We start from the raw sequence: 21,421 nt of genomic DNA, 5'->3' as shown, positions 1-21,421 counted from the left end.
TGATGCTATGTGATAGGAGTCATATAAATGAATACGTCACCAATTATAGATATTTTTCAAACCTTTTTTTATAAAGGGGTTATGATTTTAATGCCGGTTGCCGGCGTAAGTATGATTGTCGTTATTATTATCGCTGTCATTATGGCGATGATGCAAATTCAAGAGCAAACGCTGACATTTTTACCGAAAATGGCGAGTATTGTACTCGTTATTATCATTTTAGGTCCATGGATGTTTCAAGAGTTAACGACGCTTATTTTAGATTTATTTGATAAAATTCCATCGCTATTGCGTTCGTACTAAGATAGGTGAATTGAAATGAATATGGAATTATGGGCGGCGACGTTTTTTGCGTTTTGCCGCATTACTTCATTTTTATATTTTTTACCGTTCTTTTCAGGACGATCGATTCCTGCAATGGCAAAGGTTACATTTGGACTGGGTCTTTCGATTACAGTTGCCGACCAAGTTGATGTCTCTCACATAAAGACAGTTTGGGATGTAGCTGCTTATGCAGCAACGCAAATTGTAATTGGATCATCACTTTCAAAAATTGTAGAAATGCTGTGGAACATTCCGAAAATGGCCGGACATATTTTAGATTTTGATATCGGCTTATCACAGGCAAGTTTGTTTGATGTAAATGCAGGATCACAGTCTACTTTACTATCAACAATTTTTGATATATTTTTTCTCATTATTTTTATTTCACTTGGTGGCATTAACTATTTCATTGCCACGATTTTAAAGTCGTTTCAATATACAGAGGCGATTTCAAAATTGTTGACGACTAGTTTTTTAGATAGTCTAATCGCAACGTTATTATTTGCGATTACATCAGCGGTCGAAATTGCTTTGCCGCTTATGGGCAGCTTATTCATTATTAATTTTGTTCTTATTTTAATCGCAAAAAATGCACCGCAATTAAACGTTTTTATGAATGCATACGTGATTAAAATTACGTGTGGTATTTTATTTATTGCGATGAGTGTACCGATGCTCGGTTATGTGTTTAAAAATATGACAGATGTATTACTGGAAGAGTATACGACACTATTTAACTTTTTCTTAACAAAGTAGGGGGACGCGTATGGCAAAGGATAATAAAACAGAAAAGGCCACCCCGCAGAAGCGTAAAAAATCGCGTGAAGAAGGGAATATTGCCCGGAGTAAAGATTTAAATAATTTATTTTCCATTCTCGTATTAGCAGTTGTCGTTTATTTCTTTGGAGATTGGCTCGGTTATGAGATTGCCAATTCCGTAGCGGTGCTGTTTGATCAAATCGGAAAAAATACAGATTCGACCGAGTATTTTTATTTAATGGGGATTTTGCTACTAAAAGTATCGGCTCCTATATTAATACTCGTATACGCTTTTCATTTATTCAATTATATGATTCAAGTCGGTTTCTTATTTTCTTCTAAAGTCATTAAGCCGAAAGCATCACGTATAAATCCGAAAAACTATTTTACGAGATTGTTTAGTCGTAAAAGTTTAGTAGATATTTTGAAATCACTGTTTTATATGGGATTAATCGGTTACGTCGCTGACGTTCTTTTTAAAAAGAATTTAGAGAACATCGTCAGTATGATTGGATTTAACTGGACTGCGTCACTTACTGAAATTATTAGGCAAATTAAATTTATCTTTTTAGCTATTTTAATTATTTTAATCGTTCTTTCCATTATCGATTTCATTTATCAAAAGTGGGAGTACGAACAAGATATTAAAATGAAAAAAGAAGAAGTAAAACGAGAGCATAAAGATAATGAAGGGGACCCACAAGTAAAGGGGAAACGAAAAAACTTTATGCATGCCATCTTGCAAGGGACCATTGCAAAAAAGATGGATGGTGCAACGTTTATTGTAAATAATCCGACGCATATTTCAGTCGTACTTCGTTACAATAAACAAGTTGATGCGGCGCCAATTGTCGTTGCAAAAGGGGAAGATGAGCTCGCATTATACATACGAACGCTTGCCCGTGAACAAGAAATACCGATGGTGGAAAACCGTCCGCTCGCTCGTTCTTTATATTATCAAGTCGAGGAAGATGAGACGATTCCAGAAGATTTATACGTAGCTGTAATTGAAGTTATGCGCTATTTAATTCAAACGAATGAACTTGAAGTATAATAGCGCGTTTGGAGGAGATCTCTTTGTTTAAGATAGATTCTGCAAGAACTTATTTTTCTATCTTTTTAGCAGCGTCATTCGTAGTGGCGCTCTTAATTCCACTTCCACCATTTATACTTGATATTATTATCGTTTTTCTACTAAGTATGTCAGTGCTTATTTATATGCGAGCGACAAGTATTAACGAGTGGGATGAATTAAAGTCATTTCCAACGATGTTGTTATTAATCGGAATTTTCCGCGTATCGATTAACGTATCGACGACGCGAGCGATTTTGACAGACGGAAATGCCGGTCATGTTATTGAAGAGTTCGGCCAGTTCGTAATTGGCGGGAACTTATTAATTGGTATCGTTATTTTTACAGTATTAATCATATTCCAGTTTATCGTTGCAAACGGTGCATCTCGTACAGCTGAAGTTGCAGCACGTTTTACACTGGATTCTTTACCAGGGAAACAAATGTCTATCGATGCTGATTTAAACCAGCGCATTATTACTGAGAAAGATGCACAAGCAAAACGAAAAAAATTAAATATGGAAACAGAGTTTTACGGGGCGATGGATGGTGCAGGGAAGTTCATTAAAGGGGACGTTATTTTCGGGATCGTTATTTTATTCGTAAACATTATTTTCGGTTTAATTGTCGGTATGATGCAGCAAGGAATGAGTTTTGCTGAAGCAGCTATTCATTATACACAGTTAACTGTCGGTGACGGAATCGTAAACCAAATTGGTTCGTTAATGCTTGCAATTTCAACCGGTATTATCGTAACACGTGTATTTGACGGTTCACCGGATACAGTAACAGAAGGAATCTTTAAAGAGTTATTAGCACATGAAGTCGTTGTATATGCGCTTGGTGGTTTATTTATAGCAATGGGTATTTTTACTCCGCTACCATTTCTACCATTCGCACTCGTTGGTGGAACAATTATCTTCTTAGAGCCTGTTTATAGTCTTATCTTTTTATTAAAATAGCGAGAAATCCTAGGACAACCATTTGTTTACTTGTTTCTAGTTTTCTCTCTACATTTTTGAACAATCGTCTGTATTTTTCTAACCAAGCAAATGAGCGCTCTACGATCCATCTTTTAGGGACCACTTGAAATTGATGCAATTCGGACCGCTTGGCAACTTGTACTTCAGCATTCAATAGCTTTTGAATTTCTTTTTGAAACTTTTCTCCTGTGTACCCACCATCCGTGAGGATGGCTTCTATGGTTTCTTTCAATTCAGGATATTGCTCGTACATTTCGAGTGCGCCTTTTCGATCTGTGACATTGGCAGTGGTAACATGGATTGCATGGGGAAATCCAAGAATATCTACACTGATATGTCGTTTAATACCAGAAACTTTCTTACCACCATCATAACCTTTTTGTTCAGCCGTATCTGCATTCTTAACACTTTGGGCATCGACAATATTAAAGCTAGAGCTTTTGGGGCGATTCACTGCTTCCCTTATTTGCCCAACAATTTTTTTAATAAGGTCTCTAATAGACTACTACCTTCGGCATTGGATTTACTCCATTTTGCATAGTAGCGGTAAACATTTTGCCATTTGGGATAATCTTTTGGTAAAGCACGCCACTGGCAGCCTGTACTCAGAACATAGAGTAGTGCATTGAACACATCATAAAGGTCATACTTTCGCGGACTTGTGCGTTTGCTAAACGTTTCTAGTTCCTCACGAATGATCTCGAATTTTTCACGGCTGATATCACTTGGATAAGACATACACTCATCTCCTGTTTTTGCATACATCCTAACATATTTATAAGACTATAAACAGGCTCTTAGGAATTCGCCATAAAAACCGAATAAAGAAAGAAAAAGAAGACGAGCTTCAAAAAGAATTAGAAATGATTCAAGGCGAGGATGAGCAACTGCAACAAGTGGAAGATTCATTTGGAGTATTTACAGATAAATATCCAATTATTGTAGAACTCGGTTTAGATTTAGCAGCACTTGTAAAGCAGAAAATTAACGGGGAAACAGCTCGTGATAAAGTTGTTCTTATGAGGAAGTCGATTATTACTGACCTTGGTATTAACGTTCCTGGCATTAACTTTAAAGATAATACGAGTTTTAGACCACGTGGACGTTACATTATTCGTATTAAAGGTGCGAAGGCAGCTGAAGGTGTTTTAAAATCAGGTTATTTATTAGCACTGAAAACACCGAACGTAATGGCCGATTTAGATGCAGAACCAGCGAAAGATCCGATTTTCGGTGAAGATGGATATTGGATTTTAGAGCATATGGTACAAGATGCACAAATGAAAGGCTATCAAGTATTAGAGCCGCTTAGTATATTAATTACGCATTTAGATGTTGTCGTTAGACGTAATCTTCATGAGTTAATTCAGCGTCAACATGTAAAAGATTTAATTAACTCGCTTGAAAATGATAACGGCGTTTTATTAGAAGAGATTAAGAAGAAGGAAATTGACTTATCACTCGTTCAAAATGTTATTAAACAACTGCTAAAAGAAGGTATTTCTATTCGTGATTTACCAACTATTATCGAAGGTATTATTGACGGAAAAGAAATTTATCAAAATCATGTAGACGGTGTAACGTCATTCGTCCGTGAATGTATTTCAAAAGTGATCTGTGAAAATGCAAAAAATCCTGACGGTAAAATTTATGCGGCGCTCTTCTCAGATTCAATAGAGTTAGATGCGGATGTTGTAAATAATTCATACCAAGGTTACTTATTAAACTGGGATTTAGATTTAGAAACACGTGTTGTTGAACAAGTACAGCGTGTCTTTAAACAAGCTCGTTTAATGGGAAGAGAACCAGTATTATTAACGCGTAGAAAAGATTTCAGATTTGCGATTGTAAGACTTCTTGAGCGTTATCAAGTAGAAGCGCAAGTACTTTGTATTAGCGAATTAGCACCGGAAATTGTTGTAGATCAAATTGCCTATATTGAATAGTAGGAGGTGAAGTAATGGAAAGTACAGAAAAGAAAGAAGCGTTAATGCGAATAAAAGCAGCTTCGAAAAATGAATTGTATCGAAAGTTATTTGACCAATATGGTACAGATTATTATTACGTTGTCGATGAAAGTGTAAAACGAAACATCCCGTTTTTCTGGAAGAAGAATTATGAAATGCTAGTCGCTTTTCCTGAAGATAAAAAGGAAGAAAGTAAAAAAGGCATAGCCGAGTTTCATGACCAATTAATGGATGTTGTAAATGAATCTTCTGAAGAAATAGTGAAGGTAAATGGAATTCAATCGGTCTTGCACAATTTAGAAAACGTAACAACTTCTATGTCATACGCGGCGATGCAAACAGGAAATAGTGAAGAATGGGCAAGAAAGAAAGAGAAACTATTAAAGTTGTTTGAAAAAGGTATCGTCGTTGTGAAACAGACGGAAGAAGCGAAAGTAACGAAAAAGCAAAAAGTTGTGAAAAAAGTCGTTCCCGTCAAGAAAGAAGAAGTGGTTGTAAAAAAAGAAAAGCAAGAATCTGTACCGTTTATTATTCAAAAGGTAATTCGCATGCTAGAGCAAAACGATGTAGAACAATACTTCATTCATGCATATGCTGAAAAGTTAAAAGTGAAGTTTGAGAATGCGACGATGATTACAGAAGAAGAAGTGATCGGATATATATTGGAAGATATGAGGTCTCATTTCAATACGGAAAACGTATTTGAAAAAGAAGTGCAAACAATTGCATTAATCGGTCCAACTGGCGTTGGGAAGACGACTACACTTGCGAAAATGGCATGGCAGTTTCACGGTAAGAAAAAAACGGTCGGTTTTATTACGACGGACCACTCTCGCATTGGAACAGTGCAGCAATTACAGGATTACGTAAAAACAACTGGATCAGAAGTAATTGCTGTGCGAGATGAATCCGCAATGACAAGGGCGCTCACTTATTTTAAAGAAGAAGCGCGCGTCGATTATATATTAATGGATACAGCTGGGAAAAACTATCGTACGTCAGAAACGGTTGAAGAAATGATTGAGACGATGGGACAAGTAGAGCCAGACTATATTTGCTTAACGTTATCAGCTTCGATGAAAAGTAAAGACATGATTGAAATCATTACGAACTTTAAAGCTATTCATATTGATGGTATCGTATTTACGAAATTTGATGAAACAGCAAGTAGTGGTGAATTGTTGAAAATTCCAGCAGTATCATCAGCTCCAATTGTATTAATGACAGACGGACAAGACGTGAAGCAACATATACATATCGCTACAGCTGAACATTTAGCGAAACAAATGTTGCAAACATCATAGAAAAGAGGTGAAGGATAAGGCAACTGCCTTATTCAAACGAGTATGAACGGTCTTTATATAGGTTCTATGGGTATGATGAATTACATGCAGCGCATTAATGTTCATTCGAATAACGTTGCAAATGCTCAAACGACAGGATTTAAAGCAGAAAATATGACTTCTAAAGTATTTGATGTACAAGACACATATCGCCGTGGTGATGGAGCTGTGACAAATATCGGTTCGGTCGATTACGCTGTAGTACCAGCCGCAACGCATGTGAACTTAGTACAAGGAAATATACAAATGACAAATAGTGCTACAGATTTCTTTTTAGATGACGGTACAGCCGGTACAACATCATTTTTCGTTACATCTAAAAACGATGAAACGTTTTTAACGAGAGATGGTAGTTTTACAGTGAATAGTGATCGTTATTTACAAACATCTTCAGGTGCTTATGTTATGGATGTAAATAATGAACGTATTCGTATTCCTGAAAATGTTGATTTCTTCGTATCTAATAATGGAGAAATCTATAGAGAAGTTAACGATGGAACTTTGCAAAAACCAGATATTAAGAGAATAGTAATTGCACAGTTGCAAACAAAAACAGTAGATGCAGAAGCGAATGCACGTCTAATGCAAAGAGAGAATAAAAGCTTTACACTAGCAGAAGGAAACATTGCTGATTTACCGAACGGAACAGGGGCAGTAAAAAATCATATGCTAGAAAATTCAAATGTAGATATGACGAAAGAGATGGCAAATCTTATGACGAGTCAAAAGATGATTCAAGCATCGCAGCGTGTTATGACTTCATTTGATAAAATTTATGAAAAAGAAGCAAATGAAATATTGAAATAGGAGACTTCCGTTAACGGAAGTCCTTTTTTATTATTGCTTTTATTACAGTTACATCATAAAATGATAATGATTATCAATATCATTTTATCTATTTTCACAAGAATGGAATTTCATAATGACAGCAACATTTGTTTAACTAAGTGAATTAAAAACAAGGGGATGGTGTGTATATGTCTACAAAAAAACAACTTTGCATTGGATTATGTTTAATTTCTAGAAAGAAAGAGCAAGAGAGTGAGTTTAATTCGGGAATTGATGAACAAGTAGAGTTAGCGAAACAAGCAGAAAAATCGAAGTTAGATTTTGTTTTTAAAGCCGACTATTTAGTGGCGCATCCAGATTTAATTGCTCGTAATAAGGGGAATGTAATTTTAGATCCAACATTATTATTTACTGCTATTGCGTATGCAACAGAAAAAATTGGAGTTGTTACGACAGCTTCAACATCATTTTATCCACCATACATACTAGCGAGGCAACTACAATCTTTAAATTGGATTAGCAATGGCCGAGTAGGATGGAACATTGTCACATCAATTGACGGTGCTGAAAACTTTGGTGAGGCAGGGATGCCACCATCTGAGGAACGATACGCGAAAGCGGCAGAATGTACAGAGTTAGTAAGAAAACTTTGGAGGAGTCATCCTTATGAGGTTTTGAAAGAAGATAACGCAGATGTAATTAGAGAGATGGTAAAGCCTATTGAGCATCGTGGTGAGCATTTTGAGGTGAAAGGTCCACTTAATATACCGCAGCACATTTCTGGAGAAATGCCATTATTTCAAGCGGGTGCTTCAGAGTCTGGCCGGAATTTCGCTGCTTCTGTTGCGGATGCAATTTTTGCTGCAACGCCAGATGTGGAGTCAGGAATGGAACTGCGTCAAGATTTAAGAAGAAGAGCAAAGCAGCATGGGCGAAAGCAAGATGATATACGTGTATTACCTGGATTATATTTCTTTATAGGTGATACATATGAAGAAGCGCTAGAGATGCATAGGCAAGCTCATCAACATCTCACAATCGAGAAGAGATTTGCTTTACTTGAAATGGTACTCGGACTAGACACTAGAGGGATTCCGCTAGAAAATAAGATTACGGAAGAGATGCTGTCAAGTCGGGATCAAACCGTTCGCAGTAAAACACATGCCGAATTATTACGGAACTTCATCATTAAAAATGAACCAACCCTTGAACAAATACTAGAACGACCAGAAGTTGTTGGCTCCGCTCATTGGGTTGCGATTGGTACACCACAAGACGTATTCCAGCAAATTATGGATAGGTTTGAGGCAGGAGCGTTAGATGGATTTATTGCTATTCCAGGAGGACCTCCAAAGTCATTGGATCTATTCTTAAGTAGGGTCATTCCTTTATTTGTGAAGGCCGGTGTATTTAGGGAAGAGTATACAGGTTCTACTTTACGGGAGCATTTAGAGGGACATACCTCAAAAACATTGCAGTTAAAATAACAGGAGTGTTACGTACAAAAAGCCTTTCATAAGAAGGCTTTTTATTTTTGGGATTAAATTTCAGAATTATCAATTGACTTTATAGGTCTGTTTTTTTATATTAGTAGGTATACTAATAACTACTAACATACATGCATCGTTTTGAAATGAGAGTTATATAGATTGTGAGGGGTACTGATGGATGAAATTATAAAGGAATTACAAAAGTTAGGTTTTTCCCAGTACGAATGTAAAGCGTATATTGGACTATTAAAACATTCTCCAGTAACTGGGTATGAAGTGAGTAAACAGACAGGAGTACCTCGTTCTATGATTTATGAAGTGCTCGGTAAATTGATGGATAAAGGAGCGGTGCATATCGTTCCGTCAGAACCAGTGAAATATGTACCGGTACCAGCTACCGAATTAATGAATCGAATGCGAAAAGACTTTGAGAAGTCCTTTGAATTTTTAGATGAGAAATTAAATTGTTTAGAACAAGAGCGACAAATAGATGTAATTTCGCATATTCGCTCAAATGATCGTGTTGTAAAAGAAATATGCAATATAATTAATAGGGCAAAGGAAGAGTTATGGATTTCTGTATGGGAAGAACAAGTGCATGAAATTGAGCCATATATTCATCAAAAGGAAAAGGAAGGTGTACATATATTTTCAATCTTATTTGGTGCTCCGGATACAAAAATAGGCGCGACGTTTCACCATAACTATATGACGCCCCACGTTGTTGAAAAGAGAATGGGTGGTCATTTAACTGTTATTGCTCGTGATGGAGAGGAAGTATTAATAGCCAACTTCTCAAATGATAGCACTTCATGGGCCGTTACAACGTATGACCCAGCTTTAGTTCTCGTTGCTACAGAGTATGTGCGGCACGATATTATGGTCGAAGAAATCACGAAGGAATTTGGAGCTGATAAGTTAGATACGTTATGGCGTGAAAATATAGATTTAGTTCATGTCGTAACAGGAAAACGAACGATGGAAGGAATGGAGGATGATAAGGATGAGTAAAGCTCAGGCACATGTAGCTTTGCAGAGCGATGATACATTTCAGCAAGGAGTAAAAGATTGTTTACCAACTGTATTTGGTTATTTAAGCATCGGTATAGCAGCTGGTGTAATTGCAAAAACAGCAGGTTTCTCCATCATTGAAATTGCGTTTATGTCCACTTTAATTTATGCAGGTTCTGCCCAATTTATATTAGCTGGTATGTATGCAGCCGGTGCCCCTGCTTCAGCAATCATTTTCACCGTTTTTTTTGTTAATTTACGCCACCTTTTAATGAGTGCTGCCCTTGCACCATACTTTGCGAAACTTCCTCTATTAAAAAATGTAATGATCGGTTCTCAAATTACAGATGAAACGTTCGGCGTTGCAGTGCAGCACGCAGTGCAAAAAGGATATGTAGGCGAAAGATGGATGATCGGGCTTAATGTAACAGCGTATTTAAATTGGATTCTTGCTACTATTATTGGCGGGCTGTTTGGTGAGTGGATACCAGATCCGCATACGTACGGGATGGATTATGCATTACCAGCGATGTTCATCGGATTATTTGTACTTCAGCTAATAAGTAGTAAACCGAAACTAGCAATTCATTTAAGTGTAGCAATTGTAGCGATTATTATCGCATACGTTTCACACTTATTTATGCCAGATAGTATAGCGGTTATTATTGCAACACTACTAGCTGCGACGATTGGAGTGCTGATTGAAAAATGGAAATGAGATTAGATGTATTATTACTATTACTAGCGGCAGGAGCTGTCACACTAGTGCCGCGTATTTTGCCTCTTCTCGTATTTAGTAAACTACAAATTCCAGACTGGGGTTTAAAATGGTTAAATTACATACCAATTGCGATATTAGCAGCACTTTTAGCACAAGTATTATTTATGCATGAGACGATGCAGTGGGATTATCTTATCGCGGCAATTCCAACATTTCTTGTCGCAATCTATACTCGTAGTCTATTAGGCACCGTATTAACTGGAGTGATTGTGATTATTTTGTTACGTTTCTTTTTCTAGAAAGGATTCGGCTCGCATAATAGCGAAAGGTGTAATAACAAAAAAGATATAGGGGTGGTGTTATGATACTTTTAACGATAGGAGCAATTTTGTTAACGTTATTTATTTTCTTTATTATCGGCTTCATTACGTTTATGATGTTTGTTGATAAGGCGACACCTCAAATTTATTATACACCTTGTGAATCAGTGACAGTGAAATCTAAAGGTAAAAATAGAAGGAAGAAAAGTTGATATCGTGCTTTTCTTCCTTTTCTTTTACATTCCTGAAAGAACTAACAGCAACGCCCCGAATAGAAAACTAATAAAAGAAAGAAAACCGATACATATCGAGAACACACGATTATTTCTCCATTCGCGCCAGAAGACGATAAATCCTAAAATGCAAAGGAAAAACCAAATGGGTAAAAATATGAACTCACTCATTTTCTTGGGGAGTAACGAATAAAAAGTTGTTACATATAGTATCCAATTTGTCAAAAATAAAATACAAACGATAATGGATTGTGAATAGGGGCGTTTTAAAAATTTCTCATTTTTAACTGTTATAAAAATGAGAGTTAGCGCTGATATAAAGGCAATGATTATGAAAATAAGTAAGAGTAATGTAAGGGGCATTTGAACCTCCTTTATAAGAGTGGTTTCATAAGAAATGAGTCTATTAAATTGTATACTTGTTTTGTAGAGTGTTCGTTATATTTTTCAGTGTATGGATTTAAAAATCCATGCTCACCTTGTATTTGTTTTATTTCTAATAAAGGATTATCTTGTTGCTGTAATGTTTTCGTTAAGGAGGATACTGAAAAACTAATTTCTTTTTCAGGAAAAATCAGTAATGTAGCACATGCAGGTTTCATGTGAACATAATCGCGTATACGAGAACCGTAACATCCAATAATAAAATCTAGTTTTGGATTGTTACTACATAGCCATGAGATGGTAGCTCCAACGCTAAAGCCGATAAGTCCAATATGTGTGTAACGATTGCAAAGGCTATGAATGAGTCCCTCAATTTGCTTTTTTCCACCATCAAAGCCAATGTGATACATAAAATATTGGTATGCTTTTTCTTCATTATTATAATGAAATGGCTGTTGTAATTGTAGAAGATTAGGACAGAATACATCTATATGAGATGAAGTGAAGTGATCAATGACGTGATGCATATGGTCGTTCACACCATATATTTCATGAACAGCAATGAGAGCTAATTTTTTCTTCATCGTTACAATCTACCTCTATGAAACTTAAATTCTTTCTCAACAAGGCATATGCGCAAGTGGAAGTTTTCATACCATTGCTCACGGCCTCTTTTTTTCGCTTCTTTATGTAAGGCGTTCTGTTTCCAATTTTCAATTGCCTCAAGTGATTCCCAATAAGAAATTGTGATACCGAGTCCCGAATGATCTCGTGCACTTTCTACACCTAGAAATCCAGGTTGCTGTTTCGCAAGTTCCTCCATTGTTTCGGCAACGGTACTATAATCTGTTGTATCATTTGATAAATTAGAAGTGAATATAACCGCATAATAAGGTTTGTTTTTTTCTAAATCAGATTTCATTGTCTTTCCCCCTTAATGTGTAGTGCGAATAATTAATCCATAGTTTGTATTTTAGCAGGTCACAAAAAGAAAAGAAGTAGAAAATTCTTATTTTTTCATCCCATGTAAAATAGAGGATAGAAGAAATTTATAGTAAATAATCTAAAGGAAGAAAAATGCCACCTCAGAAAATTGAAGTGGCATTGCTTATATTTCCTCTAAGCTATTAACTGGAACTGTTAATTCGCGTTCTGGATTCGTTGCATCATATATGCGGGCGGTTTCGTTGCTTTCATCAACGTGTTGAATCATAACAGGCATTCCTTGAAAACTAACATTAGCTTCTTCTGAGGACTCAGAAAGCTCTTTTGCTCGTTGTATATTCATTTATATTCCTCCCATCATTATTATCTTTGCAAAAAAGGAGGGGTAATATACCATTTCGAGACATTCTTAAAGTTTTTGTATTATTTGTAATGTTCCCTTAATAAATGATGAAAAGATGGAATCCGGATAAGGTTGTATTTTTTGAGCTGCTTCGATTGCTTCTTCAAGCGCTCTTTGCTTATCGTTAAGTTTTACATAACAAAGGGCACGATATGCACCTGCTGTTGTAAGCCATGCTTGATCAAGTGGATGCATCATATAATCTGGTATTTTAGCACGTTGAAAAGCTTCCAGAGCTTCCTCGTATTTCTTTAATCCGTACAAAGCTTTTCCAGTTTCGAGGTAATACAACCCATCTTCTTGGAAAATCGGTTCGTCTTTTAGTTTTTCTCGAAATTGTTCTACATGTTCTAATGCAATTGTATATTCTTTAGTAATCGTGTTGTAGTAATACGCTTTTAATATATCTACGATCGCAACGGATAAAGTGTCTTCTGTAAAAATGGCGAATTGCTCAGATTTCTTAATGTAATGTAAATACTGTTCTTTATCAGCCGTCATGACTTTTTGATAAGATAATATGCGATAAAATTCATCTGTTTTATAATACACTTGATGTTTTTTTGAAAATGCTAATGCTTCTAATATGATTTTTTCACATTCCTCATATTTGCCACATGCGAGTAAAATAATGGCTTCTTTTAAGCACAATCTGATATGTATAATAAGATCCATTTCTAAATGGTTCGCTTCATAATCATCTCGAATACGAGCAATAAGCTGCAAACATTCCTCATACTTTTTACGTGAGAATAACGTATAAGAAAATGTTAATTTTGTTTCAGTACTGTCTCTGTATAAAGTATATTTTTCAAAAATAGAAGTTGCTTTTTCAACGTAAGACTCAATGCTGTAATCTTTCATTATAGCTGCTCCAGTAATAAATTGTTTATATAATCGGGCAGTATTTAAAGTGGGAGGGAGTTCCTTTTGAACGATAGGAAGTAAAGTTTCATACACCTTATCACATTTATTAGCCTTTATAAGTTGATCCATTTGTTGAATGAGTTCTACAATTTCTACATCATCATCTTCTAGTAAAAAACTCGTTTCGCACCCAAGTTTTTCAGCGATATATTGTAATGTTTTCATGGAAGGTGTAGCTTTTCCATTTTCAATTTGACTAAGCATGCTTTTTGTCAATTCGGAACCTGCTAGTGCTGTTTGTGTAAGTTTTTTTTCTTTTCGTAATGCTTTAATTTTTTCTCCGAGAGTTGCCATATTATTGCTCCTTTATAATTAAAAAAGTTAAATACAATTTAACTTTTTGTTGTAAAAATTTGAAAGTTAATTATATAATAAGTTTAACACAATTTAACTTTTGAGGGGAGAGTGTCATAATGGGGGATGTAAGTATAGTTCCAAATGATTCAAAAATGAAGATTGCAACGAGAAATATTATTTTAATGATGATTGGAAAGATGACGTCTTTGCTAGGGGCAGGTATTTATACGTTCGCAATGGGGTTATACGTATTAAAGACAACTGGTTCAGGGATGGGGTTCGCTACTACGCTCGTTTGCGGATCACTTCCAAGGATGATCTGTGGTCCGATTGCAGGTGCTGTAGCAGACCGTGTTAATCGAAAATGGCTTGTCATTGGCACTGATTTATTAAGTAGCTTAACGATGCTTATTATGTTTATTCTTGCTACTATATTTGGACCATCACTTCTTTTTATTTATATTTCAGCAGCATTATTATCAATTTGTGCAAGTTTTTATTCTGTTGCATTAACTTCGTCTATTCCGAGTTTAGTAGATGAGGGGCGTATTCAAAAAGCGAGTGCTTTAAATCAAACGGCAGCTTCTTTATCAAATATTTTAGGTCCGATTATTGGTGGAGTTGTATTTGGTTTCTTTTCAATTAAGTCGTTCTTTTTGTTAAATAGTATTACGTTCTTTTTAGCGGTTATTTTGCAATTATTTATTGTATTTGATTTATATAAAAAAGAAGTGGCTGAGAGTAAAGAGCATTTCTTGACGAGTATAAAAGAAGGTTTTTCATATGTAAAACGACAGCATGAAATATATGGTTTAATGAAAATAGCATTGTGGGTAAACTTTTTTGCGTGTGGGCTAACAGTTGCACTTCCATACATTATCGTCCATACATTGCATTTATCTTCAAAGCAACTCGGTACTGTAGAGGGAATGTTAGCAGTCGGGATGTTAATGGGTGCGATTGCTTTATCAGTGCGTAAAGAAGTGAATAATCTGTTTCGTTCTATTTATAGTGGACTGTTTTTATTTGCGGGTTTGAGTTTATGTACAGTTTTCCCGTTGTTAGTTACCATTCCGAAAGTAGCAAGTTTTATTTACTATATTGCTTTTATGATGTTAACTGGTATATCAATTATGATTGTAAATATTCCGATGCAAGTACATATGCAAAAGACGACAGATCCGAGCTATTTAGGGCGTGTGTTCGGCCTACTTGAAACAATTGCTACTGCAATCGCACCGCTCGGTATGATTGTATATGGATTATTATTAGATATATTACCTACTAGCATTGTTATGATGACAATAGGTGGAGGATTATTGTTAGTTGTATTAGTTGGAGTAAAGCAGCATATGGCGAAAAGAAAAGTAAATGTGTCAGCTTAAAAGAAAATTTTAATAAAATAAAAATGACCAAATTAGTATTTTAGTTTTTGAAACTCTTTTTCATGTATGTTAAAGTAAAGTGAGCAGGCAAAGAAAAGGAGAAAACATCATGAAAAAATTAAGTTTTGTTATGCTTTTTCTGTTAGTCGTAATGACTGGATGTAGCAATTATGACACGTATATTGAAACAGGTATGCAATCATTGAAAAATGAAAAATATAGTGATGCGATTATGTGGTTTGAAAAAGCAGAAAAAGAGAAATCAGGAAATGAAGCGAAGGCATATAAAGAAGTCGCTCAGTTATTGGATCACGGTGCGACAGCATTAAAAGACGGTAAGTATTTAGAAACGAAAGACATTGCAAATGAAGTGTTACAAAAGAAAAAAGACGATGCACTTGAGAAAGCTGTGAAATCAAATGCAGAAAATATGCTTCAAAAAGCAAAAGATGTTGAAGAAAAAGTAAATGAAAGAGTAGCGAAACGAAAAAAGATAGATGAAGAAGGAATCGATAAATTGATTAAAGCTGTGGATAGTATAGATGATGTAAAAGAAAAAGAGAAGAAAGTTTCAGAAGCATTAGATAAGGCTGAAGAGGCACAAGTAAAAATTGAGGAAAAGAAAAATAAATAGAGTTATAGTTTAAAAGGCTGTCGTGTATAACGACAGCCTTTTAATTTTTTTCTGCAAAAGAAGTAATGCTATGTAGTAAAAAAGAAATTATTTTAGAATCCCACCTGTCCTCATGATGAATGGTATAAATATTACGCTGAAATTCAAAATCAGGGATCGGTATATAGCATAGCTCATTTCGCTGTACTTCTTGTTCAATAGCAAGTTTAGAAATAAAGGCGACACCATTACCATATTTTAAAATTTGTTTTAACGTTTCTAATGAATCTAATTCAATTTCAGATTGGAATGTAATGTTATGTGCTAACGTCCATTGTGTAAGTAAATCTCGGGTTGTAGATGGGTTACGATGCAATAGTATACGCTCCTTCTCGATATCTTGTAAGGATACATTTTCTTTTTTAGAAAAATGATGTTCTTTGGAAAAAGCAAGGACAAGTGTATCAGGTATTATATTCGTTTGTTTTAAAAGTGGTTCATCAAATGGTGCAGCAGAAATTATCCCGAGATCAATTTCATGATTTTGTAGCATCGTTCGAATTTCAGGAGCTGTTTTTACCATGAGTGTTATTTTTATATTGGGAAATTCGCATTGAAATTGGTGTACAACTTCTGGTAAAAGATAAGTCGCTGGTACATAACTAGCACCAATTGTTATAGCGCCTTTATTAAAATCTTTAAACTCTTGTGTGACCCGCCTAGCTTCTTTCATAAGTGCATCTATTTTACAAGCATAATGATGCAATGCCTCTCCAGCCTCTGTTAAGAAATATCTTCCAGAACGTAATTCAAATAAAGACACACCGAGTTCCTCTTCTAAGCTTTTTATATGAAAGGTAATAGTAGGTTGTTTAACACCAAGTTTTTCTGCAACAATCGTAAGCTTTTTGTATTTCTTAATAAGCACTACAATTTCTAATTTTAAGAGATTCATGATAAGTTGACCCCTTTTTCTTCTAACTATAGAAAAAATCTATAGAAATAAATAGTTTATTAGAGATTTTTTAATTTAATCTTTACAGTACATTAACATTCAGTATAAATCTTCCAGATAGAATGAAAGCAGGTTAAGAATGAGGGGAGAGAGGTGAAACGATGGATATTAAAATTCATGGATTAGAAAAGGCATTTGGAAAAACGCAGGCTTTAAAGCCGTTACAGATTGTAATGAAAAAAGGCGAATTCACTACACTTTTAGGACCTTCAGGATGCGGGAAAACGACTTTACTTAGAATGATTGCAGGGCTTGAAGAACCAGATAAAGGTGAAATATATTTTGGAGATAAGTGCATGTATTCCTCGACAAAGAAAATAAAAACATCTCCTCATGAACGGAATATCGGTATGGTATTTCAAGATTTTGCTTTATGGCCGCATATGACTGTATTTGAAAATGTTGCATTTGGTTTAAGGGCTACAAAGCAAACGAATCAATTAAGAGAAAAGGTAGAAGATGCGATAAAGCAAGTTCGTTTGCAAGGTATGGAGAAAAGGTATCCGCATGAACTCTCAGGTGGACAGCAGCAACGTGTCGCATTTGCTAGAGCAATTGTAACAAAACCTCATTTTATTTTGTTCGATGAACCGCTTAGTGCACTTGATGCAATTTTGCGAGAAGAAATGCGATTAGAACTTATGGATATCGTTCATTCCATTGGTTTAACGGCATTGTATGTAACTCACGATCAAACAGAAGCTATGTCAATGTCAGATCAAATTATTGTTATGAAGCAAGGAGAAGTATTACAAAAAGGAACACCAGAAGATATTTATGTGAAACCGTCTCATGAATTTGTTGCAAAATTTGTTGGTAAGGCAAATTGGCTTGTAGAGAATAAACAAATGATTCGTCCAGAGCACGTGAACTGGACAAAAAATGAAGTGTGCGATACGTATACAGGTGAAATTCAGCACGTTACTTATGTAGGAGAACGTTATGAAGTAAAAGTAAATATGGGGACATTAGGTGTATGGACAGCTTATCACAACAGTAAGCTAAGCGTCGGTAAACCGGTATCGTTACATGTACCCAAAAAATGTATTCATCATATAGGGGGAGAATCGTATGAAGAAATTCAGTTCGCTTAAGTCTTTATTTGTATGCACTTTACTATTTTCTGCTGTAGTAGTAGGTTGTAGCTCAAAGACAGGTAATGTAGATGCAAAAAATAAAAATACTAATGAAAAGAAAATTGTTGTATATAGTGCAGGGCCAAAAGGGTTAGCAGAAAAAATTCAAAAGGACTTTGAAAAGAAAAGCGGTATAAAGGTGGAAATGTTTCAAGGAACAACTGGTAAGATTTTAGCGAGAATGGAAGCTGAAAAGAAAAATCCAGTCGTTGACGTTGTCGTACTCGCTTCTTTACCAGCGATGGAAGGATTAAAGAAAGATGGTCAAACGTTAGCTTATAAAGAAGCGAAACAAGCTGATAAGCTTCGTCCAGAATGGTCGGATGATAAAGGACATTATTTCGGGTATAGTGCTTCAGCATTAGGAATTGTGTACAACACAAAAAATGTGAAGACAGCGCCTGAAGATTGGAGCGATATAACGAAAGGAGAATGGAAAGGCAAAGTGAATCTTCCAGATCCAGCACTTTCAGGTTCGGCTTTAGACTTTGTAACAGGATACGTGAAAAAGAATGGACAAGATGGATGGAAGTTATTTGAACAGCTTAAGAAAAATGAAGTTACAGTAGCGGGGGCAAACCAAGAAGCGTTAGATCCAGTTGTAACAGGTGCGAAAGATATGGTAATTGCGGGTGTTGATTATATGACGTACAGTGCAAAAGCAAAGGGTGAACCTGTGGATATCGTATATCCAAAAAGCGGAACAGTCATTAGTCCACGTGCGGCAGGCATTATGAAGGATAGTAAAAATGTAGCAGGTGCAAAAGAGTTTATTGATTATTTATTATCAGATGATGTGCAAAAACAAGTTTCTAAAGCGTACTTATTGCCAGGTAGAACAGATATAAAAGCTGAAAATAGACCAAATGTGGAAGAGATTCCAGTATTAAATATTGATTGGAAAACAGTTGAGAAAGAACAGGATGAAATAGGAAAACAGTTTAAGAAAGTATTTCAATAAGATGGTGATTACATGGTAAATCGATTCGTATCAGTAAGACAAGTTGGAATGACGGTAGCGTTGTTACTTGTGGCGATGTTAATCGTCATTCCGCTTTTTCTCATTTTACTTTCTAGTGTATATGAAAATAGTAGTTGGAATTTTTCAAAGCCTTTTGAAGTGATGCAGAGTGGTGGATTAGCTGGGATTTTTCTAAACTCGATGCTTCTCGGGGTACTTGTAGTAATAGGAGCTACCATATTTGCATTTCCATTAGCGTTCATTATGAGCAAAACAGATGTAGGAAAGTATAGTAAGTTGGATATTGTTTTTATGATTCCATTTATGACGCCGCCGTATATTGGGTCAATGGGCTGGATTTTGTTCATGCAACCGAACGGCTATTTCGAACAGTTTTTTCCGATGCTAAAGACGATTTCATCTTCGTTTTTTAGTTTAGGAGGTATGGTTTTAATTATGAGTCTGCATTTATTCCCATTCCTTTATTTCATGTTGAAAAATACGTTACTTCAGATTGGGAGTAGTAAAGAAGAAGCAGCAGCAGTTCATGGCGGAAGCTTCTTCTATCGTTTAAGAAAAATCATATTGCCGTTATTAGTATCAAGTTATGTAATGGGTGCTTTACTCATTTTCGTAAAGACGATTGCTGAATTTGGAACGCCGGCTACATTTGGGCGGAGAATAGGGTTCCATGTGCTAACATCAGAAATTCATAAATTTATTTCGAGTTGGCCGATTGATTTTAGTAGTGCAACAGCATTGTCTTCTTTATTACTTAGTGCGTGTATGCTCATTTGGTATATGCAAAATGTATTAAATCGAAAATATTCATATGCAATGGTTAGTGGAAAAGGTGTGAAATCTAAAAGGTATACTTTGTCTATAGTTACACGTGTTGTAGCGTGGGTTTATGTAATTGGTTTATTAATAGTATCAATTGGAATCCCATACTTTTCTATACTGATTGCGTCGTTATCAAAATTAAGAGGCGGTGGCTTACATGTAAATAACTTTACAATAAGCCATTATGAGGCATTGTTTACAATTGGGTCTCCAGGACTAGAAGCTTTATGGAACAGTTTTCTGTTTTCACTCGTAACAGCGATTGTTGCTGTAATTATTGGAGTCTTTTTAGCACTTATGATTCGAAAGGGGAAAAATCCCTCTGAAAAAGGGCTTGATATGTGCGGTATGTTACCGAATATGGTACCAGGAATAGTGATGGTTGTAGGGCTTATTTTATTTTGGAATTCACCATATATGCCTATATCAATTTACAATACACCTGTCATGGTTATCGTAACGTATGTGGTTCTTTTTCTACCTTATACGGTGCAGTATGTAAAAGCTTCGCTCGGACAAATTGATGATTCTCTTATACAGGCGGGAAGCATTTTTTCTGGGAATTATATTTATATTTTTAGAAAAATAATATTGCCTCTTATTATTCCAGGAATTCTTGCTGGGTGGGCGATGACATTTACGATTTCGATAAGAGAGTTAGAGCCTGTTTATAGTCTTATCTTTTTATTAAAATAGCGAGAAATCCTAGGACAACCATTTGTTTACTTGTTTCTAGTTTTCTCTCTACATTTTTGAACAATCGTCTGTATTTTTCTAACCAAGCAAATGAGCGCTCTACGATCCATCTTTTAGGGATCACTTGAAATTGATGCAATTCGGACCGCTTGGCAACTTGTACTTCAGCATTCAATAGCTTTTGAATTTCTTTTTGAAACTTTTCTCCTGTGTACCCACCATCCGTGAGGATGGCTTCTATGGTTTCTTTCAATTCAGGATATTGCTCGTACATTTCGAGTGCGCCTTTTCGATCTGTGACATTGGCAGTGGTAACATGGATTGCATGGGGAAATCCAAGAATATCTACACTGATATGTCGTTTAATACCAGAAACTTTCTTACCACCATCATAACCTTTTTGTTCAGCCGTATCTGCATTCTTAACACTTTGGGCATCGACAATATTAAAGCTAGAGCTTTTGGGGCGATTCACTGCTTCCCTTATTTGCCCAACAATTTTTTTAATAAGGTCTCTAATAGACTACTACCTTCGGCATTGGATTTACTCCATTTTGCATAGTAGCGGTAAACATTTTGCCATTTGGGATAATCTTTTGGTAAAGCACGCCACTGGCAGCCTGTACTCAGAACATAGAGTAGTGCATTGAACACATCATAAAGGTCATACTTTCGCGGACTTGTGCGTTTGCTAAACGTTTCTAGTTCCTCACGAATGATCTCGAATTTTTCACGGCTGATATCACTTGGATAAGACATACACTCATCTCCTGTTTTTGCATACATCCTAACATATTTATAAGA

General features: G+C 35.7%; 22 protein-coding genes and 3 pseudogenes. 17 read left to right on the top strand and 8 right to left on the bottom strand.

Annotation, left to right across the window (positions count from 1 at the left end; genetic code table 11):
• The first annotated feature begins 27 nt into the window (after positions 1–27).
• From ACP6L7_RS03860 to flhA (ACP6L7_RS03845), 4 genes and pseudogenes are all read left to right on the top strand, one after another.
• Positions 28–303 (top strand): flagellar biosynthetic protein FliQ, encoded by a 276-nt coding sequence (locus ACP6L7_RS03860; RefSeq protein WP_001098085.1) that lies wholly within the window; start codon positions 28–30, stop codon positions 301–303.
• A gap of 15 nt (positions 304–318) precedes the next feature.
• On the top strand, positions 319–1,080 hold the full coding sequence (locus tag ACP6L7_RS03855; RefSeq protein WP_097831617.1) for a flagellar biosynthetic protein FliR: 762 nt from the start codon (positions 319–321) through the stop codon (positions 1,078–1,080).
• 10 nt (positions 1,081–1,090) lie between these two features.
• Entirely contained in the window at positions 1,091–2,137 is a 1,047-nt protein-coding gene (gene flhB / locus ACP6L7_RS03850) for a flagellar type III secretion system protein FlhB (protein ID WP_097831616.1), read from the top strand.
• Positions 2,138–2,160: 23 nt separating this feature from the next.
• Positions 2,161–3,081: pseudogene (gene flhA, locus ACP6L7_RS03845) on the top strand (flagellar biosynthesis protein FlhA); the annotation flags it as partial.
• 16 nt (positions 3,082–3,097) lie between these two features.
• On the opposite strand, the gene ACP6L7_RS03840 reads toward flhA (ACP6L7_RS03845), so the two are convergent.
• Positions 3,098–3,876 (bottom strand): IS5 family transposase gene (locus ACP6L7_RS03840; protein WP_430528892.1). Its coding sequence is split into 2 segments (ribosomal slippage): positions 3,098–3,615 and positions 3,615–3,876, totalling 780 coding nucleotides; the frame shifts between segments, so codons are not numbered across the junction.
• A gap of 59 nt (positions 3,877–3,935) precedes the next feature.
• Between ACP6L7_RS03840 and flhA (ACP6L7_RS03835) the strand changes: the two are divergent.
• The 8 genes and pseudogenes from flhA (ACP6L7_RS03835) to ACP6L7_RS03800 all read left to right on the top strand — a co-directional run.
• A pseudogene (gene flhA / locus ACP6L7_RS03835) lies at positions 3,936–5,084 on the top strand (flagellar biosynthesis protein FlhA); the annotation flags it as partial.
• A gap of 14 nt (positions 5,085–5,098) precedes the next feature.
• Positions 5,099–6,409, top strand: a complete 1,311-nt coding sequence (gene flhF / locus ACP6L7_RS03830; RefSeq protein ID WP_097831614.1) for a flagellar biosynthesis GTPase FlhF — start codon at positions 5,099–5,101, stop codon at positions 6,407–6,409.
• Positions 6,410–6,451: 42 nt separating this feature from the next.
• Positions 6,452–7,255 carry a flagellar basal-body rod protein FlgG gene (locus ACP6L7_RS03825; RefSeq protein WP_097831613.1) on the top strand — a complete coding sequence of 268 codons (804 nt, stop codon included), beginning with the start codon at positions 6,452–6,454 and terminating at the stop codon, positions 7,253–7,255.
• Between the two features lie 170 nt (positions 7,256–7,425).
• Positions 7,426–8,724 (top strand): NtaA/DmoA family FMN-dependent monooxygenase, encoded by a 1,299-nt coding sequence (locus ACP6L7_RS03820; RefSeq protein WP_097831612.1) that lies wholly within the window; start codon positions 7,426–7,428, stop codon positions 8,722–8,724.
• Positions 8,725–8,901: 177 nt separating this feature from the next.
• Complete coding sequence (locus ACP6L7_RS03815; protein WP_097831611.1) at positions 8,902–9,738, top strand: TrmB family transcriptional regulator; 837 nt, start codon at positions 8,902–8,904, stop codon at positions 9,736–9,738.
• Positions 9,731–10,456, top strand: coding sequence for an AzlC family ABC transporter permease (locus tag ACP6L7_RS03810; RefSeq protein WP_097831610.1), 726 nt, complete (start codon positions 9,731–9,733; stop codon positions 10,454–10,456). Before ACP6L7_RS03815 ends, ACP6L7_RS03810 begins: the two co-directional genes overlap by 8 nt.
• Complete coding sequence (locus tag ACP6L7_RS03805) at positions 10,447–10,758, top strand: AzlD domain-containing protein (protein WP_000425942.1); 312 nt, start codon at positions 10,447–10,449, stop codon at positions 10,756–10,758. Before ACP6L7_RS03810 ends, ACP6L7_RS03805 begins: the two co-directional genes overlap by 10 nt.
• Before the next feature lie 62 nt (positions 10,759–10,820).
• On the top strand, positions 10,821–10,991 hold the full coding sequence (locus ACP6L7_RS03800; protein WP_000602235.1) for a DUF3951 domain-containing protein: 171 nt from the start codon (positions 10,821–10,823) through the stop codon (positions 10,989–10,991).
• Positions 10,992–11,015: 24 nt separating this feature from the next.
• On the opposite strand, the gene ACP6L7_RS03795 is transcribed toward ACP6L7_RS03800, so the two are convergent.
• From ACP6L7_RS03795 to ACP6L7_RS03775, 5 genes are all read right to left on the bottom strand, one after another.
• Positions 11,016–11,375, bottom strand: a complete 360-nt coding sequence (locus ACP6L7_RS03795; RefSeq protein WP_097831609.1) for a hypothetical protein — start codon at positions 11,373–11,375, stop codon at positions 11,016–11,018.
• Between the two features lie 11 nt (positions 11,376–11,386).
• Positions 11,387–11,980, bottom strand: coding sequence for a dienelactone hydrolase family protein (locus tag ACP6L7_RS03790; RefSeq protein WP_097831608.1), 594 nt, complete (start codon positions 11,978–11,980; stop codon positions 11,387–11,389).
• Between the two features lie 2 nt (positions 11,981–11,982).
• Entirely contained in the window at positions 11,983–12,318 is a 336-nt protein-coding gene (locus ACP6L7_RS03785; RefSeq protein WP_097831607.1) for an antibiotic biosynthesis monooxygenase family protein, read from the bottom strand.
• Positions 12,319–12,504: 186 nt separating this feature from the next.
• Positions 12,505–12,684, bottom strand: coding sequence for an H-type small acid-soluble spore protein (locus ACP6L7_RS03780; RefSeq protein ID WP_097831606.1), 180 nt, complete (start codon positions 12,682–12,684; stop codon positions 12,505–12,507).
• 66 nt (positions 12,685–12,750) lie between these two features.
• Positions 12,751–13,965, bottom strand: coding sequence for a helix-turn-helix domain-containing protein (locus ACP6L7_RS03775; protein WP_097831605.1), 1,215 nt, complete (start codon positions 13,963–13,965; stop codon positions 12,751–12,753).
• A gap of 119 nt (positions 13,966–14,084) precedes the next feature.
• Here ACP6L7_RS03775 and ACP6L7_RS03770 point away from each other — a divergent pair, with 119 nt between their 5' ends.
• Both ACP6L7_RS03770 and ACP6L7_RS03765 read left to right on the top strand, forming a co-directional pair.
• A complete protein-coding gene (locus ACP6L7_RS03770; protein ID WP_097831604.1) occupies positions 14,085–15,353 on the top strand; it encodes an MFS transporter in 1,269 nt (422 codons plus the stop codon).
• A 109-nt stretch (positions 15,354–15,462) separates the two neighbouring features.
• On the top strand, positions 15,463–15,987 hold the full coding sequence (locus tag ACP6L7_RS03765) for a COG3014 family protein (protein WP_097831603.1): 525 nt from the start codon (positions 15,463–15,465) through the stop codon (positions 15,985–15,987).
• 40 nt (positions 15,988–16,027) lie between these two features.
• Here ACP6L7_RS03765 and ACP6L7_RS03760 read toward each other — a convergent pair whose 3' ends face one another.
• A complete protein-coding gene (locus tag ACP6L7_RS03760) occupies positions 16,028–16,921 on the bottom strand; it encodes a LysR family transcriptional regulator (protein WP_097831602.1) in 894 nt (297 codons plus the stop codon).
• A 161-nt stretch (positions 16,922–17,082) separates the two neighbouring features.
• On the opposite strand from ACP6L7_RS03760, the gene ACP6L7_RS03755 reads away from it, so the two are divergent.
• The 3 genes and pseudogenes from ACP6L7_RS03755 to ACP6L7_RS03745 all read left to right on the top strand — a co-directional run.
• On the top strand, positions 17,083–18,075 hold the full coding sequence (locus tag ACP6L7_RS03755) for an ABC transporter ATP-binding protein (RefSeq protein ID WP_097831601.1): 993 nt from the start codon (positions 17,083–17,085) through the stop codon (positions 18,073–18,075).
• The gene (locus ACP6L7_RS03750; protein WP_097831600.1) at positions 18,053–19,078 is read left to right on the top strand and encodes an ABC transporter substrate-binding protein; all 1,026 of its coding nucleotides are present in this window, start codon (positions 18,053–18,055) and stop codon (positions 19,076–19,078) included. Before ACP6L7_RS03755 ends, ACP6L7_RS03750 begins: the two co-directional genes overlap by 23 nt.
• A 12-nt stretch (positions 19,079–19,090) precedes the next feature.
• Positions 19,091–20,608 (top strand): annotated as a pseudogene (locus tag ACP6L7_RS03745) (ABC transporter permease); the annotation flags it as partial.
• Here ACP6L7_RS03745 and ACP6L7_RS03740 read toward each other — a convergent pair.
• Positions 20,598–21,376 (bottom strand): IS5 family transposase gene (locus tag ACP6L7_RS03740; protein ID WP_430528891.1). Its coding sequence is split into 2 segments (ribosomal slippage): positions 20,598–21,115 and positions 21,115–21,376, totalling 780 coding nucleotides; the frame shifts between segments, so codons are not numbered across the junction. The pseudogene ACP6L7_RS03745 and the gene ACP6L7_RS03740 sit on opposite strands and share 11 nt — an antisense overlap.
• Positions 21,377–21,421 lie beyond the last annotated feature (45 nt).

It is taken from the genome of Bacillus silvicola, from assembly GCF_050524305.1.
Lineage (GTDB): Bacteria > Bacillota > Bacilli > Bacillales > Bacillaceae_G > Bacillus_A > Bacillus_A cereus_AT.
This window is presented reverse-complemented; position numbering and strand designations above follow the sequence as displayed.